Origin of the sequence: Acinetobacter sp. ACIN00229 (assembly GCF_016106645.1) — a bacterium.
Taxonomy (GTDB): Bacteria; Pseudomonadota; Gammaproteobacteria; order Pseudomonadales; family Moraxellaceae; genus Acinetobacter; species Acinetobacter oleivorans.
Window position 1 is genome coordinate 208197 of sequence record NZ_JADWOM010000001.1, and the last position, 17201, is coordinate 225397.

The 17201-nt window shown below is 37.4% G+C and carries 16 protein-coding genes; 9 read left to right on the forward strand and 7 right to left on the reverse strand.

All coding sequences use genetic code 11. The annotated features are described in order from the left end of the window. The first annotated feature begins 372 nt into the window (after positions 1-372). The 3 genes from I7H67_RS00920 (at position 373) to I7H67_RS00930 (ending at position 4706) form a co-directional block, all read left to right on the forward strand. Positions 373-1362 carry a LysR family transcriptional regulator gene (locus tag I7H67_RS00920; RefSeq protein ID WP_004703082.1) on the forward strand — a complete coding sequence of 330 codons (990 nt, stop codon included), beginning with the start codon at positions 373-375 and terminating at the stop codon, positions 1360-1362. Positions 1363-1474: 112 nt separating this feature from the next. Continuing rightward, positions 1475-2800, forward strand: a complete 1326-nt coding sequence (locus I7H67_RS00925; protein ID WP_004793961.1) for a hemolysin family protein — start codon at positions 1475-1477, stop codon at positions 2798-2800. A 568-nt stretch (positions 2801-3368) separates the two neighbouring features. Then, a complete protein-coding gene (locus I7H67_RS00930) occupies positions 3369-4706 on the forward strand; it encodes a CitMHS family transporter (protein WP_107881123.1) in 1338 nt (445 codons plus the stop codon). 40 nt (positions 4707-4746) lie between these two features. Here I7H67_RS00930 and I7H67_RS00935 read toward each other — a convergent pair whose 3' ends face one another. Beyond that, positions 4747-5259, reverse strand: a complete 513-nt coding sequence (locus I7H67_RS00935) for a hypothetical protein (protein ID WP_198306852.1) — start codon at positions 5257-5259, stop codon at positions 4747-4749. Between the two features lie 214 nt (positions 5260-5473). On the opposite strand from I7H67_RS00935, the gene I7H67_RS00940 reads away from it, so the two are divergent. Then, positions 5474-6031, forward strand: coding sequence for a DUF2239 family protein (locus I7H67_RS00940; RefSeq protein ID WP_198306853.1), 558 nt, complete (start codon positions 5474-5476; stop codon positions 6029-6031). Positions 6032-6085: 54 nt separating this feature from the next. Here the strand turns inward: I7H67_RS00940 and cysN are convergent, their stop codons facing one another. The 5 genes from cysN to lysS form a co-directional block, all read right to left on the reverse strand. After that, positions 6086-7699, reverse strand: a complete 1614-nt coding sequence (gene cysN / locus I7H67_RS00945) for a sulfate adenylyltransferase subunit CysN (protein WP_151827535.1) — start codon at positions 7697-7699, stop codon at positions 6086-6088. A 30-nt stretch (positions 7700-7729) separates the two neighbouring features. Next, the gene (gene cysD / locus I7H67_RS00950; RefSeq protein WP_000140408.1) at positions 7730-8638 is read right to left on the reverse strand and encodes a sulfate adenylyltransferase subunit CysD; all 909 of its coding nucleotides are present in this window, start codon (positions 8636-8638) and stop codon (positions 7730-7732) included. Further along, complete coding sequence (locus I7H67_RS00955; protein WP_002117520.1) at positions 8631-8762, reverse strand: hypothetical protein; 132 nt, start codon at positions 8760-8762, stop codon at positions 8631-8633. Before I7H67_RS00955 ends, cysD begins: the two co-directional genes overlap by 8 nt. A 254-nt stretch (positions 8763-9016) precedes the next feature. Beyond that, positions 9017-10459, reverse strand: a complete 1443-nt coding sequence (locus I7H67_RS00960) for a capsule assembly Wzi family protein (protein WP_198306854.1) — start codon at positions 10457-10459, stop codon at positions 9017-9019. 184 nt (positions 10460-10643) lie between these two features. After that, entirely contained in the window at positions 10644-12173 is a 1530-nt protein-coding gene (gene lysS, locus I7H67_RS00965; protein ID WP_004793971.1) for a lysine--tRNA ligase, read from the reverse strand. Between the two features lie 258 nt (positions 12174-12431). Between lysS and I7H67_RS00970 the strand changes: the two genes are divergently transcribed. After that, positions 12432-12920: a YqiA/YcfP family alpha/beta fold hydrolase gene (locus I7H67_RS00970; RefSeq protein WP_004793973.1), complete on the forward strand. Its 489-nt coding sequence runs from the start codon at positions 12432-12434 to the stop codon at positions 12918-12920. A gap of 52 nt (positions 12921-12972) precedes the next feature. Here I7H67_RS00970 and I7H67_RS00975 read toward each other — a convergent pair whose 3' ends face one another. Then, positions 12973-13413 (reverse strand): SRPBCC family protein, encoded by a 441-nt coding sequence (locus I7H67_RS00975; protein ID WP_198306855.1) that lies wholly within the window; start codon positions 13411-13413, stop codon positions 12973-12975. Between the two features lie 435 nt (positions 13414-13848). Between I7H67_RS00975 and rubA the strand changes: the two genes are divergently transcribed. The 4 genes from rubA (at position 13849) to oxyR (ending at position 17201) form a co-directional block, all read left to right on the forward strand. After that, positions 13849-14013, forward strand: a complete 165-nt coding sequence (rubA, locus tag I7H67_RS00980) for a rubredoxin RubA (protein WP_000760495.1) — start codon at positions 13849-13851, stop codon at positions 14011-14013. 94 nt (positions 14014-14107) lie between these two features. Continuing rightward, the gene (rubB, locus tag I7H67_RS00985) at positions 14108-15289 is read left to right on the forward strand and encodes a rubredoxin reductase RubB (RefSeq protein ID WP_198306856.1); all 1182 of its coding nucleotides are present in this window, start codon (positions 14108-14110) and stop codon (positions 15287-15289) included. Positions 15290-15341: 52 nt separating this feature from the next. Continuing rightward, positions 15342-16286: an esterase EstB gene (estB, locus tag I7H67_RS00990; protein WP_198306857.1), complete on the forward strand. Its 945-nt coding sequence runs from the start codon at positions 15342-15344 to the stop codon at positions 16284-16286. 6 nt (positions 16287-16292) lie between these two features. After that, a complete protein-coding gene (gene oxyR / locus I7H67_RS00995; protein WP_004793979.1) occupies positions 16293-17201 on the forward strand; it encodes a LysR family transcriptional regulator OxyR in 909 nt (302 codons plus the stop codon).

A 17201-nucleotide genomic window follows, 5' to 3' on the forward strand; every position in this document is an offset into this window, starting at 1 on the left:
AAAAATAAAATTATTCTAAAGGAGTATAGAATTTTATTCTAAAAACCTAGTAAGTCTTATTTTTATACAATTTTTGAAGTTTTTCCAGCCATTTTTAATTTAAAAAGTCAATTGTAAATTAGGCTATTTTTGCCAATGTAAAAAGTCAATTTACATGCTAGAAAGTAGTTAGTTATATATAAATATATTCTATTTATCTCCTTCATACTTAAAAACGCAGCAAAGACAATAAAATCGAGCCTTTGAAGCACCTCCCACCCCTACTTAATTCCTACAAAAAATGTCGTTTTTCTCATCATTTTTTCACACAATAGTTATTAGATATGGCATAATTTGAAACAATTTCAGGGTTTTATTTTCGGTATTTTTTTTATGAATCTGGAGCGAGTAGATCTTAATCTATTAATATATCTTGATGTACTTCTTCGTGAAAAAAATGTTACACGCGCAGCCGAACAGCTTGGGGTAACTCAGCCTGCAATGAGTAATATTTTACGTCGTTTGCGTAATTTATTTAATGACCCTCTTCTTATCCGCTCGTCCGAAGGCATGACTCCAACAGAACGTGCACTTGAATTACAGCCTCGTATTCGTGATGCCCTTTCTGATCTCTCCATGATTTTGGAACCCCGTACCGAATTCCGCCCTTATACAAGTAATCGCGTTTTCCGCATTATGACATCTGACTATGCTGAGGCAACTTTAGTTCCTCGTCTTGTCAAAGCGCTCCGCTCTGAAGCTCCAAACGTTGTTCTTGATTTTCTTACACCGAGTGATGTGTCTTATAGAGATATGGAGCAAGGTAAAGTTGATCTTGCAATTAATAGATTTAATGAAATACCGCAAAGTTTCCATCAGGTTTTAGTTTGGCGCGATAGTTTCAGTTGTATTCTGAACGACAAACATCCTGCTGTGACTCATTTAAATTTAAAAAGCTATTTAGATGCACAACATATCTGGGTTTCTAAAACAGGTATGGGTGTAGGTTTTGGTGTAAACCCCGACAAACAAGGTGGTTTAGGCTGGATTGATCAAGCATTAGAACGTATTGGTCAACGTCGTAAAATTTCTGTATTTACTCGCCACTACCAAATGCCTGCATTACTTGCTCAAAATGTAGATCTTATTGCTACATTACCAACACGCATGGCACGCCTACAAACACAGAATCCTAAACTGGTTATAAAGGATCCTCCTTTTTATATTCCAGAGTTCGAACTTAAAATGGCTTGGTGTCCGTTATTACATCATCACCCTGCTCATCGCTGGCTGCGCCAACTTATCTTATTTGTTGCTCGTCAAATGATTGAAGAAGAAAACCGTGAATTTCTAACCAATAATTCACAATTTTCTCACTATTAAATAAATTTTAATTTAATTGTCCTATCTTCAAGCGCTGAGCAATCAATCTGATTACCTCAGCGCTTTTTTATGTTAAAACATAGTCATAATAATGATGAACCTCAGGTGATTTGTGAGTCTCTTTCAAAATATCATTATCATCGTACTGCTTATCATCGGAGCAGGCTTTTTATCTTTAACTGAAATTGCACTAGCAGGTGCCAGAAAAGTTAAACTAAAAATTCTAGCCGAAGCGGGTGAAGAACGCGCCCAACAAGTACTAGATTTACAAGAACAATCTGCTGACTTTTTTGCAGCCTCTCAAATTGGTCTAAATGCAGTTGCAATTTTAGGCGGTATTTTGGGTGAAGCTGCTTTTCGTCCTTATTTCGTCACTTTAGTGGACCGCTTTTATACAGGTCCCTGGACACAAACGATCGGTTTTGCCCTTTCCTTTACCTTAGTAACCTCACTCTTTATTTTATTTGCCGATCTAATGCCAAAACGTTTGGCTATGATTGCACCTGAAAAAATTGCAATTAGTGTTATTAACCCAATTCAGGTTTTTATTAAGATTTGCAAACCCTTAGCTTGGGGAATTAATGCAATTGCCAACCTGCTATTCCGTTTGTTTAAAGTGAATACAACGCGAGAAGACAACATTACGTTTGATGATATTTCAGCAGTAATGGATGCAGGTGCTCAAGCAGGCGTACTTCAGAAACAAGAACATCACTTTATTGAGAATGTTTTTGAATTAGAAGAACGTAACGTACCTTCGAGCATGACTACACGTGAAAATGTTGTTTATTTCACTTTAAATGAACATGAAGATAGCATTCGCCAAAAATTAGCAGAGTATCCATATTCAAAATTTTTGGTATGTAATGAAAATATTGATCAAGTCATTGGTTACGTCGATGCCAAAGACTTTCTTGTTCGCATTTTAAACAACCAATCTCCAACTCAATTGAATGAATCAACCATTCGTACTGTCTTGATGATTCCTGACACCTTAACCCTCTCGGAATTACTTGATCGCTTCCGCTCTACAAAAGAAAAGTTTGCGGTTGTGATAAACGAATATGCGCTTGTCGTAGGTGTTATTACTTTAAGCGATATTATGATTACGGTTATGGGCGACTGGGTCACTCCAATTGATGAAGAGCAACAAATCATTAAACGTGACAACAACTCATGGTTAATTGATGGCAGCACACCAATTGATGACTTAAGACACGCGCTTGAAATTGATGAAATGCCTGATGAAGAAAATTATGAAACTTTAGCAGGCTTCATGATGTACCGCCTGCGCAAAATTCCACGTCCGGCAGATTTTGTAGAATTTGGTGGATACAAGTTTGAAGTAGTCGATGTCGATCATTTTAAAATTGACCAACTTCTTGTAACTCGAATTTTAGAACAAACTGAAGTACATTCATCAATTGATGACAACTGATTTATATTAATTTAAATACCTCACAATTTTATGTGGGGTATTTTTTAAATCTAAATAAATTTTTCAAATATGTGTAATAATTATTTTAGATTCATAAATTCAAGTTGCTCTTTTAATTTAAAAGCAATATTATTTAAATCATCATTTATATTAAATCTTAAATACTGAAAAATAATAGAATAATCCATATATATCAATTACCACTAAGAGTTAAGTCCCAATTTACATTGCCTCAGAACTTATGGAACTTAGCTCAAAGCAAGTCTTTAAATGGTTCTTCTTCTCATTTCCCCCATCAAACCACATATAATTTAAAAAAATATCATATAATTTTTATTCTTATAAAACCTTTATAATCTATTATAATGAATCACATTTATTATAAGCTTACTATAATCTTAATATATATGTTCAGTATTTCGCCTAAATATACCCCTCCAACTGAATATATATTAACCAAATAAACTAAATATATTATTTGTCTTTTTAATAAAAATTAATAAGAATAACCAAGGTCAGAGTTTTGAATAAACTTGTTCAGTAAAACTATAGGCAAAGGATTGATTGTATGCTGACATTACTTGGTGTTGGCATGATTTTGTGCTTCATGTACTTAATCATGTCCAAACGTTTAAGCCCTATTATTGCTTTAATTCTCATCCCATTTATTTTTTCTCTTGTTGCCTGGGGCCTAGGTCACTACTTTGAAAGTTTGAGTCACATTGAACTCAAAGGTCTCAGTGAGATGATGCTGGATGGCATCAAAAAATTAGCGCCAACTGGCGTAATGCTTTTATTCGCAATTTTATATTTTGCCTTAATGATCGATGCAGGTCTTTTCGATCCACCGGTTAAATGGATTTTGAAAAAGGTTAAAGGTGATCCTTTAAAAATCACAATGGGAACCGTGTTCTTAACCACAATGGTTTCTTTAGATGGTGATGGTTCAACAACCTATATGATTTGTGTAGCTGCAATGCTACCACTTTATCAACGTTTAGGAATGAATACACTCATCATGACTGCACTTATGCTGTTATGTAGCGGTGTAATGAACCTAACACCATGGGGTGGCCCTACAGCTCGTGCTGCAAGCGCCTTGCAAATTGACCCAAGCCACATTTTCGTACCAATGATTATCCCAATGGTCATTAGTATTGGTTGGTTATTCTTCTTGGCATACTTATATGGTCGTTACGAGCAAAAACGTTTAGGCGTTATTGAACTTGAAACTCACCATGGTGACAATATTACCGTATCGAAAGATCCTGAAGCGACTCGCCCACATTTACGTAAAGTAAATATGGTGCTCACAATCCTTCTTATGATTGCTTTGATCAAAGGCATTCTACCTATGTCTGTGTTGTTCATGATAGCGTTCTGTATTGCAATGCTCATTAACTACCCAGATGTTGATATGCAGAAAAAACGCATTGCAATGCATGCAGACAGTGTCTTAGCTGTTGTGGGCTTAATTTTCGCAGCGGGTATTTTCACAGGTATTTTATCTGGCACAGGTATGGTTGAGGCGATGTCTAAAGAATTCGTCGCAATGATTCCTCCAAGCATGGGTCCATACCTTGCACCGATCACAGCTTTAGTAAGTATGCCTTTGACATTCTTTATGTCAAATGATGCTTTCTTCTATGGCGTTTTACCTATTCTTGCTGAAGCTGCTTCACATTATGGTATTAGTGCAGAAGCGATCGCTCGCGCTTCGATTGTAGGTCAACCTGTACACTTGCTATCACCTCTTGTTCCATCAACCTATTTGTTATGCGGTCTTGCTAAAGTCGATTTTGCTGACCATCAAAAGTTCACTTTAAAGTGGGCATTCATAACTTGTATGGTATTAATGGGTACTGCTTTAGTGATTGGTGTTTTCCCACTATTTAGCACGCTTTAATTATTCATATGCAATAAAAAAGCCCCAATCGGGGCTTTTTTTATTTCTGTACATATTCAATTAAGAGATCTAACACAATTTGAAAATGCAATGTAATATCTTCTTCTAAAATTTTATAAGCATTATCAAACTGAACCATTGGCCAACCCTCTTTCCAAAATGGAAAAATATTGTGTAGACCTTCAGTCACGATCGCATCTTCACGACTAATCGCTTGAGCAACTTGAGCTAAAACCTGAGCGGTTTCTGCACCATCAATAGCTAAATAATCAATACCACGTGCTTTAAAAATACGGATACGGTCTTTTTTATAACGAATCTTTTTCGCCTGACCTGAATTCAAGCCTAATGCCAGCGTAGCAGCTTCTACAAACTTTTCTTCAAAGTTTGCATTCAACGCAACTAAAGCCTGTTTATGTGCTTCTTGACGCCCAGCTTTCCCCCCATTACGGATAATCTCATTTGCTTCCGTATCCAGCTTATCTTTTTTCATAGACTGTAAAATGTCTAAAATTTCGATATCGCTTAAAGATTCAGGAGATTGCTCAATCATGGGAGTCCTAATACACAAAAATAAAAAAAACATTGTCTCATAAAAGCGATATCAAAGCAGAGTAAAATTTTAAATAGCCTATTATCTTGACTATTTTTATAGTCCTAACTTCATAGACAACACTCATAAAATCAAATAATTCTTTGGTTATAAAATTAATTATTTGCCAAAATAATTTTACCCTGATAATATTTTTTTACCCAGATAAAAATATATGACTAAAATGAATACTAAAATCACCTATACTGCTTTCACTGGAAGCACGCTTATTGCGAGCGACTCCCTAGTTGAACTTGCAAAAAAACTCAAAGATCTTCCGAAAACAACGGAAAATATTCTGATTTTTAATGATCAAACAGGTCAACAAATTGATCTTGATCTTTCTGGTTCGGAACAAGAATTTCAACAACGTTATGCTGAACCAGAAGAAATTAAAAAGGTTGGACGACCTAAACTCGGAGTAATTTCGCGTGAAATCACTTTACAGAAAAAACATTGGGATTGGTTAGATCAACAAAGTGCGAGTGCATCAGCAGTAATTCGTAAGTTAATTGATAAAGAGTTAAATAACCCAAATTCTGAAGGTAATATTATGCTCGCTAAACAAGCCATCGACCGTTTTATGTCTGCCATGTTGGGTAATATGCCAAATTACGAAGAAGCAACACGCGCCTTATATCAAGGCGATCGAGATATATTTTTAAAGATGATTCAGAGCTATCCTAAAGATTTAAGAGAATATTTAACTTTAAAAACTCAAAGTATTTTCTAAGCCCAATAAAAAAAAACCCGCTTACGCGGGTTTTCTCAAAATCAATTCAGCCTATTAAAGACGGACTAATTCCACAACTTTTTCAACTGCTTCTTCAACAGTTTCAGCAGTAACTTCTGTATCTGTACCATCCACAGCCGTAGTGATAACCACAACACCTGTCTCACGCAATAAAGTAATTTGCTCAGCAGTTAAGTTAGCTTTTGCAATCGCAACTACACCTTGTTGGATCAATAAGCTTTCTAAAACTTGAGCTTTCTCGATTAACTGTGCAGAAATCCCAATCACCGCAGGTTTTTGACCTAAACGTGCAGCACGATCTTCAGCAGTAACAGGATTGCTATGTGCAGTCCACTCTACCGCAGACTCAACCATACCCGCACCAACCGTTACATTGCTTAAACGATCAATGAAAATAAATGAACCTGTGTATCGTGAATCTTGATATTGATCAAATACGACTGGTGCATCAAACTCAACCACAACGTCTGCAATTGCATTTAACTCAAGCTCTTCAACCTGAGTATGCTCAAGCGTATTCACATTCACACGATAGTGAATGTTAGTTACTTTGGCAGGAACAGTCTGTGTACCAATTTTAACGTTGTACAACTTGCCTTTCACCAGTGGATGTTCATTCATCCATACTACTGAAGCACGAACACTACGAGAAATTAATGGTTGTTCACCTGCACGTACTAATACGTTACCACGGCTAATATCAATTTCATCATTCAACGTTAATGTAACCGCTTGACCTGCAACAGCTTGGTCTAGATTTCCATCGAATGTTACAATTTCTTTAACTGTTGAGCGCTTACCTGATGGTAATGCAACAATCTCATCACCAACATTGATTTCACCCAAAGCAACAGTACCTGCGAAACCACGGAAATCGAGGTTTGGACGGTTCACATATTGAACTGGGAAACGGAATTCGTGTTTGTTTGATTCACGACTAATTTCCACAGATTCAAGAATGCTCATCAAGGTTTGACCCTTGTACCAAGCTGTATGCTCAGAAACATTTACTACGTTATCGCCATTTAAAGCAGAAATCGGTACAAACTGAATATTGGCTGGACGACGGTCACCTAACTGACTTACGAAAGCATCATATTCAATCTGAATCTCAGTGAAGCGTTCAGGAGAGTACTCAACCAAGTCCATTTTATTGATAGCAACAACGATATTTTTAATACCAAGTAAACTAGCAATAAACGTATGGCGACGAGTTTGAGTTTGTACACCATAACGCGCATCAATCAAGATAATTGCAAGATCAGCAGTTGACGCACCAGTTGCCATGTTACGCGTATATTGCTCATGTCCTGGGGTATCAGCAATAATAAACTTACGTTTTTCAGTTGAGAAATAGCGGTAAGCCACATCAATGGTAATACCTTGCTCACGCTCAGCTTGTAAACCATCTACAAGTAATGCCAAGTCTGGTGCATCACCTGTGGTTCCTACTTTTTTACTATCGCGCGTTACAGCTTGCAATTGATCTTCATAAATCAATTTTGAATCGTAGAGTAAACGTCCAATAAGTGTACTTTTACCATCATCTACGTTACCGCAAGTCAAAAAACGCAGAAGATCTTTTTGTTCATGTTGCTTTAAATAGGCCAAGATATCTTGACTGATTAATTCTGATTGATGAGACATTGCTCAAACTCCACAAATTTAGAAATTGTCTTAGAAATAGCCTTCTTGCTTTTTCTTTTCCATTGAGCCCGCTTCATCATGGTCAATCATACGACCTTGACGCTCAGAACTCGTGGCTAAAAGCATCTCTTGGATAATTTCAGGTAACGTATCTGCTTCAGACTCAACTGCACCAGTTAATGGATAACAGCCAAGCGTACGGAAACGTACAGACTTCATCTGTGGAACTTCACCTTCTTTTAAACGCATACGTTCATCATCAACCATGATTAATGTACCGCTACGCTCTACTACTGGGCGAACAGCAGAGAAATAAAGAGGAACGATTTGAATATTTTCTAAATAGATATATTGCCAAATATCTAACTCAGTCCAATTAGATAAAGGGAATACACGAATACTTTCACCTTTGTTCACTTTACCATTGTAAAGATTCCAAAGTTCAGGACGCTGGTTTTTAGGATCCCAACGGTGTTTACTATCACGGAATGAGTAAACACGTTCTTTCGCTCGTGATTTTTCTTCATCACGACGCGCACCACCAAAAGCAGCATCAAATTGATATTTATCCAAAGCCTGTTTTAAAGCTTGGGTTTTCATAATATCTGTATATTTTGAACTACCATGATCGAATGGATTAATTCCAGCTTCACGACCTTCTTTGTTCTGATGAACGATTAAATCAAAGCCATGCGTTTTTGCCATGTTATCGCGAAACGCGATCATGTCTTTAAACTTCCAACCTGTATCTACATGCAATAAAGGAAATGGAAGTTTCGCTGGGTAAAATGCTTTTAACGCAAGGTGAAGCATTACCGCAGAGTCTTTACCAATTGAGTAAAGCATGACTGGATTTTCAAATTCAGCAGCAACTTCACGGATAATATGAATGCTTTCAGCTTCAAGTTGCTTGAGATGTGTGAGTCTTGATTCAGTCATGAACACGTCCTTCTCTATCCATTTTGCCCATAAAATCTAGAAGTAGTATTAAACCACCACCTAGAAGACCATGTGGAGGAACGAGTGCCATAACAACTCCAATTTTTCGTGATAGATAATCCAACCACAAGCCTTTATATGGCTTATAGCATTAGTTATGCATTATAGTGATTTAAAACCGATTCCTTTTGCTTGTTTTTTCATATTGATATTCGATTTCATCATATACATGTAATATGCTGATTCACTTGCGTAACTTTGCAATCGTAGCTTGTGTAGCCCACTTAAGCAAATCATGTTCTAGTCTTTAGATTTCTCTAAAAACCATAAAAAAAGAGAAGCTTTGATCGCTTCTCTTTTCTAAAACGTGATCTATTCTTAGAAACCGAACATTTTACGTTCTAATGGAATTTCAATCCCAATAGATGCACCCGCATCATTACCTTCTAGATCAGAATCACTTACCCAACCATTAATTTTTAATGGAAGATCAGGTTTGATGTAATGCGTCCAAGTTAAATCAAGGGCTTTAATTTCATCGTCTTTAGGGAATGCTTTATTGATTGCCAAGTTAGATTGATTAACTTTAACCACCATTGCACGACCACTTAAACGGTTCATGACATCAAAGCGGATATCACCACCCACTGAGTACATTTGTCCATCACCACCCATCGCGTGGCCTAAAGGGAAACCATGTTGGTAATAGCCATCCTTATAGATATAATGATTATAAGAAATACCTTTCACATCGTTATTTGTACGCGTGTCAGCCCATTCAGCATAGAGCTGATAAGGCATATCATTATAGCTAGAAGAGTAATCAACACCTGCTAAATACATTTTTTTAGAAGGAAGTAAGCCAGCTTCATCTTCCCCTACATATTGACCATAAACACCCACAGGTGCGTTTAAAAGAGTTTGCAGATTTAAACGGGCATCAAATCCTGCTATTTGATTAGATCTATCCTCAGATGCATCATAGACATTATCATTTCCCTTAATGGCATTCCATAAAGAATTCCAACTTTCTGAACGCCCTTCACCACCCCATTGCAAAGTTCGAGAAGCGCCTAGTTCTAAATATGGTAATGGTCTTGCAGTTACACGCAAACCTAATAACTTAGCATCTGGAATTGCTTTATAATCATCTAATTGACCAGCAAAAGCCTGATATTGCCACGGTCCAATCCAAGATAACCATTTACTCTCAAAAGCATTTTGCACTGCACGTTGTGCTGTTACACCATAAACCGGACGGCTAGCATCACCACGAATTAAGCTACCATCATGGCCTGGACCCCACCATGTTGGAATTTGCCCCGCAACTACCCACTGATTCCAAAGTTTACCAGCAACATATGAGCCTTCAACATTCACATCTTGACCATTATCAATTTGTGGGTCTTTTTCTGCATTTACTCGAATTTTTGCATCCCAGTTTTCACCGCCCGCATTAAACTCTAAAGAACCTTGATATTGTGCTTTTTGGTTATCACCGAATGCTTGCGGAATATTTTTGATATCGGTTTCAGCAAAAGCGCCCACTTTAACCGTATCGTTATCTGCTTTTAATGCATTAAGAACTGAATTAATAACTTTTTGTTGAGCTGGATGCGTCACTTGTGCTTGAGAGAGTGCTCTCTGGATTTCATCACCACTTAACGGCCAAGTTGAGGTGCTGATGTTAATAACACCTTGTTGATTCAACCAGTTTAAGTCTGTACGCAAGTCCTCATTATTTAGCACTAAACCTTGTGCAAAAATAGCGGATGAAGCAGTTGCCAATATTGCAATCGAAAGTGTTTTTCTTAGAAACATGCCAGCCAATTCTCAAAGTTATTTATGAGCAACACCTTAAATTTTTTATCACAACTTTGCAATTGTTAAACTGTGCAATTACATTATTTAACGCTATTTTAAGATTAGTGTAGATAGGTAAGTTTTTGAGATATAAAAGTAATAAAAAAGGCAGTATAAATACTGCCTTTTTGCCTCTAGAAGATTAACCTTCTTTACGGCGCATGTGCGGGAATAAAATTACATCACGAATACTTGGAGCATCGGCAAATAACATCACCAAACGGTCAATACCGATACCTTCACCTGCGGTAGGAGGTAAACCATACTCAAGCGCTTCAACGAATTCTGCATCGTAATGCATTGCTTCATCATCACCAGCGTCTTTTTCAGCAACCTGAGCTTGGAAACGTTCAGCTTGATCAATTGGATCATTTAACTCGCTGAAACCATTTGCCAATTCACGGCCACCAATGAAAAACTCAAAACGATCAGTAATATGTGCATTGTCATCATTACGGCGAGCGAGTGGAGAAGTTTCAGCTGGATATTCAGTAATAAATGTAGGCTGACGAAGTTTAGTTTCAACAGTTTCTTCAAATACAATCGTTTGAAGCTTACCTAAACCAAAACCAGGCTTAACTTGTTCTTTTAATTCTTCACGAATAAATTGAGCAAGGAACTCACGGTCACCAACATTTTCAGGCGTAAATTGTGGGTTATTCTCTAAAATCGCATCAAACATAGAGATTTTCTTGAATGGCCCTTTGAAGCTAAACACTTCACCTTGGTAAGGCACATCAGTTGTACCCAGAATATCCAAAGCCAATTTTTCAAGCATGTTTTCAGTTAATTGCATCAAGTCTTTATAATCAGCATAAGCTTGATAAAACTCGATCATCGTAAATTCAGGATTGTGACGCGTTGACACACCTTCATTACGGAAGTTACGGTTAATTTCAAACACACGTTCGAAACCACCAACAACCAAACGTTTTAAATAAAGCTCAGGTGCAATACGCAAGAATAAAGGCATATCCAAAGCATTATGATGTGTTTCAAACGGACGCGCAGACGCACCACCCGGAATCACATGCATCATTGGCGTTTCAACTTCCATGAAACGTTCATTGTTTAAGAATGCTCGAATACCTGCAACAACTTTGGCACGGATTTCAAAAGTTTTACGTGTTTCTTCATTCACAATTAAGTCAAGGTAACGTTTACGGTACTTAACTTCTGTGTCATTTAAGCCATGGAATTTATCTGGTAACGGACGAAGAGATTTTGTAAGAAGTTCAAAACCTTCAAGGTGAACATATAAGTCACCTTTTCCTGAACGTCCGATATAACCTTCAGCAGCAATAATGTCACCAAGGTCTAAACCTTTAATGGTCTCAAGAATATCTTTTGGTAAACCTTTACGGTCAACATATAGCTGAATACGACCTGTCATATCTTGAATAACCATGAAAGAACCACGGTTTAACATGACACGGCCAGCCACTTTTACATAGACATGCTCAGCGCTTTCAATTTGTTCTTTCGACTGATCTTTAAATTGTTCTTGTAGATCAGCTGCGTAGTGTTCACGCTTAAAGGTATTCGGCCAAGGACTCTTTCCAGTTTCCTTCGCAACATCTTGGATTTGCTTTAATTTGGCATGACGCTGTGCAATTAAATCGTTTTCGGAAATAGTTGGTTCAGAAGTCGATTGAGCGTTTTGTTGCGTCATCTCTGCCTCGATTAAGTAAAAATTAAGTGCTATATCCTAACAGATTGCGGAAGTTTTTCGAATGATTTCAATCAAACAAAAATGAAAAAAGACAATTTTATAGAACAAAACACTACTTTTTAAAGGCAAAGTGACTTAGACCAATCGCTAAGATCATTTTTTAAAGCATTTAGTAAAATATAAAAAAATCCAAATAACCTCGATATTCAAAAGGCCCGATTTGCCTTTTATTTTATCAATGAGATTGTGTAGTAAATAATGAAAATTCTATTTTTACATGGCTTGGATTCTTCCCGGGAATCGACAAAGTTCCATGCCATTTTACATCCTGAAAAATTTTGTATTGACGTCGATTATCGTAACTTAAGTTATGCATCTGTTGAGTATTTTTACCATCAGGCTATTCAAACGATCAAACCAGATTTATTGGTGGGTCATAGCATTGGAGGCTATTGGGCGCTAAAAACTGCTGCTCAACATAAATTAGCGGTGATTGTGGCAAATCCAAGTCTTACCCCTAATTTTCGGGCAGACTACCCTCAGCTTTCTGAAGATGAACTCATGCTCTCTAATCCTAAAATGGCCTATTTAGAATTAGGAGATGAGCAACTTGATATGTATCAGGTTCAAGAAAAACTTGCACCCTACATGAATATTGAAACGTTTGAAGGTGGACATCATCGCTTAGCCTATCCTTCTCGAATTAATGATCTGATTATAAAAATTTATAAAAAATATTTAGCCTAGATTTCTATCATTTGATTATAAGAAACTGGTTTATATGTGATTAAAAAAAGCTTTATTTTGCTTCTGCCATTTTTTTAACCACATCAAAACCTTGAACGAAGCCACTTTTCAACATGCCCATATATTCGGGCAAGGTGGCCAATTCAACCTTTAAAGTGGTTATATTATCTTTTTGGTTTAGAAAATATTTTTCTTGAGAACCACTCCAACCTTTAACTTCTTCACTTTCTAAATCTTCTTTACCCTCCTTAATCATTCCTAAATGTTTAAAAATCAATATTTCTGGTTTTTGCATTTGTTCAATTGTAGAAACCATCCCATTTCCTTCGCCATCAAGAAAATAAGTTTTTCCACCTACTTGCCAGTCAGTACGCATAGAGGAATCTGGTGCAAAGAATTTCGTCCAAGCGTTATATGTCTCACTATTCCAAAGTATGTCCCACACTTTTTCTATAGGAGCATCAATTTCCACTTTATATACTAAATTTTCCATATTTCACTTCCCTGATTTATACCGTCTTAATGACAGCAAATTTTAATTTTCGGTTTTAATAATGACATTCTGTAGCATCGTAGTTTGTTGTTATTTAGCTTTCATATGAGATGAATTTTTTAAATGATTTGGCACTCTTTATTTCATGATATTTTCACAAATAAAATTAACTGTGAGAATGCATTAATTATTATTAGTTTATGGCGAAGTTTTGCCTAAATAACCACTTATTTGTCCTAACCTGCCATTCATCTTTGCTTACGAATGATTAAACTCCGTTATTTACTTTACTTTGAATGTAGAACTGCGTAAAAATTTGATATCCGATCAAAGGCACATTGGTTATTATTGACCGGATCGTAGTTACATTATTAATAGATGGAATAGTTTTACTGAAAGGCAGCTTTGAGCAAACTTATCAGTGCGGAGAGTCTCATGAAAAAATATCAATGTATCGTTTGTGGATGGATTTATGACGAAGCGGAAGGTTGGCCACAAGACGGCATTGCAGCTGGAACAAAATGGGAAGATATTCCTGATGACTGGACTTGCCCTGATTGCGGCGTTTCAAAAGCTGACTTCGAAATGATCGAAATCTAAGAGCGTAAAGTAAAAGGCCATGATTGACATGGTCTTTTTTACGAATATTACCAATCACCGTATTAAATAAATAATTCTAACTCTGGAGAAAAAAATGCATCCTATCGTCATTATCGGATCAGGCATGGCGGGTTATACCTTGGCACGTGAGTTCCGTAAGCTTAGCCCAGAGCAAGAACTTGTGATGATTTGTGCGGATGATGCAGTGAACTATGCAAAGCCAACATTATCAAATGCATTTGCAGGTAAAAAAGCACCAGAACAAATTCCTTTAGGTGATGCGGCTAAAATGGGTACTCAACTCAATATGCGTATTGAGCCTTTTACTTTTGTAAAAGAGATTTTAGCTGAAGAGCATGAACTTGTTCTAGAAAGGGATGGTGTAACGTCAAAGCAACCCTATTCAAAACTGATTTTAGCTGTAGGTGCTAACCCAATTCGCCTTGCAATTGCAGGTGATGGTAGCGATGACATTCATGTGGTGAACTCATTGATTGATTACCGCGCTTTCCGTGAAAATCTAGCTCAGCGTAAAGATAAACGTGTTGTTATTTTAGGTGCTGGTTTAATTGGTTGTGAATTTGCCAACGACTTACTGCATAGTGAATATGACATCACTGTGATTGATTTAGCTCCTCAACCATTAGGCCGTTTACTTCCAGAACATATTGCTTCTGCTTTCCAGCAAAATCTTGAGGAAGCTGGAGTAAAATTTGCACTTGGAACCACGGTTGAAAAAGTAAGCAAAATTAATAATGGCGAAGACTATGCGATAACACTCGCAAACGGACAAACATTGGTTGCGGACCTTGTTCTTTCTGCGATTGGTTTACAGCCAAATATTTCACTTGCTAAAAGTGCAGATATTCAAACGAGCCGTGGAATTATTACCAATGGTTTATTAGAAACAAATCAAGCAGACATCTACGCAATTGGAGATTGCGCAGAGGTAAACGGTACTTTACTGCCATATGTAATGCCGATTATGCAACAGGCTCGTGCTCTCGCAAAAACACTCAGTGGGCAACAAACTGCTGTGCACTACCCGGCTATGCCAGTTGCAGTAAAAACGCCAGCAGCCCCACTTACAGTTTTGCCTGCTCCGGTTGATGTAGAAGTGAACTGGGAAACAGAAGAGTTCGACGATGGTATGCTTGCCAAAGCAATTGACAATGAAGGAACATTGCGTGGTTTTGTATTGTTAGGTGCAACCGCAGGTAAACAACGCTTAACTTTAACAAAGCTTGTTCCAGATCTTATTCCAGCCCAAGCATAAGGTTTGTATCAGGAATACTCATTAGAGGGTATTCCTTTAAGGAATGAATAACATGAATAGCGCCTTACAGTTTAACATTTCACCGTACACATCTTTCATGCAAGAAACCAAAGTCAACTTAGGCAATGGAATTGAGTTACATGTAGAAGTAGGTGGAAAGCCAGAGCATCCAACCATTTTGCTGATTATGGGCCTTGGCGCCCAAATGCTTTTTTGGCCAGATTTTTTCTGTAAATCGCTGATTGATCAAGGATTTCGTGTTATTCGTTTTGATAACCGTGATATTGGCCTTTCTTCAAAAGTACGTCACGAAGGTAAACGCTTAAATACTGTTAAATTGATGGGCCGCTTTGCACTGGGGCTAACTAATCAGGGTGCACCTTATACGCTGCATGATATGGCAGATGATGTATCTATGCTGATTGATCGTTTAGGCGTGAACAAAGCGCATATAATTGGTGCATCAATGGGTGGGATGATTGCTCAAATTCTTGCAGCAAAATATCCAGAAAAGGTTGAGAAGTTAGGGCTTATGTTTACAAGCAATAACCAGCCTTTTTTACCACCTCCTTTTCCGAAACAACTTTTGAGTTTAATTGGTAAACCCGAGACACGTGACGAGGAAGGTATTGTTAATCATAGTTTAAAACTATTTCAATTGATTGGTTCACCTGGTTATATCAACCAGATTGAAGCAATACAAACAGCACGTAAACTTTATCAACGTAGCTACTATCCTGCTGGTGTACTTCAACAGTTTTTAGCAATATTATGTACAGGCTCTTTACTACAACTCGACCGTGAAATTAAGCAACCCGCTTTAGTCCTACATGGCTCTCGCGATCGCTTACTTCCGCCTAGCCACGGTAAGGCTGTAGCAAAAGCAATTTCCGGTGCTAAGTTTGAATTAATTGATGGAATGGGGCATGATATCCCTGCACATTTTATTCCACAGCTTAGCGGTTTATTTGCGCATCATTTTAAATCATCAGACTAGGACACTATGGCTGCATTACCATCATTAAGACAGCTATCATATTTAGTTACGTTGTCGGAAACTTTGCATTTTACTGAAGCAGCACGCCGCTCTTTTGTCACTCAATCGACTTTATCAGGCGGCATCATGGAGCTTGAACGGTTATTAGGTGGCGTTTTGGTAGAACGTGATCGCCAGAATGTGCGTTTAACACCTTTAGGTGAACAAGTCGTTGCTCGCGCCCGTGTACTACTAGCAGATGCTCAAGATTTAATGCGTTTGAGCCGTGAAATGAGTGAGCCGTTAACGGGTGATTTGCATTTGGGTGTTATTCCAACAATTGCACCTTTTATCCTGACACGGTTACTTGATGAAGTGCATCAGCAGTTACCTAAAATTCAGCTGCATTTGCATGAAGCACAAAGTGAAAAAATTGTAGAGCGTTTAGAACACGGTAATCTAGACATGATCGTTCTTGCTCTACCATTTGACACTAGAGGCCTAAAAGTCGCTGAAATTTCGAAAGAAAACTTGTACCTTGTATGTAGTAAGCAAGATACAAATGCTCTTCAAGCAAACTCTCTAGATGATCTTGATTTATCAAGATTAATTTTGCTTGAAGAAGGCCACTGTTTACGTGACCATGTTTTAAGTGCATGCCCGATCGGTGAGCGTAAAAACGACAACCGTTTAAAAGCAAGTTCTTTACCAACGTTAGTTGAAATGGTTTCTTCTGATTTAGGCTTTACGCTTTTACCAGAAATTGCAATTGAAAATAGTATGATCAAGTTTAATGATCAGATTACTGCAAAACCAATTGAAGATGCTCCGAGCCGTACTTTAGCTTTAGTGACTCGTAAAAGTACACCATTGCAAAGTGAGTTCGATGTATTACTGCAAATTATGCAGAAAATCACGACAAGAATACATGAATAA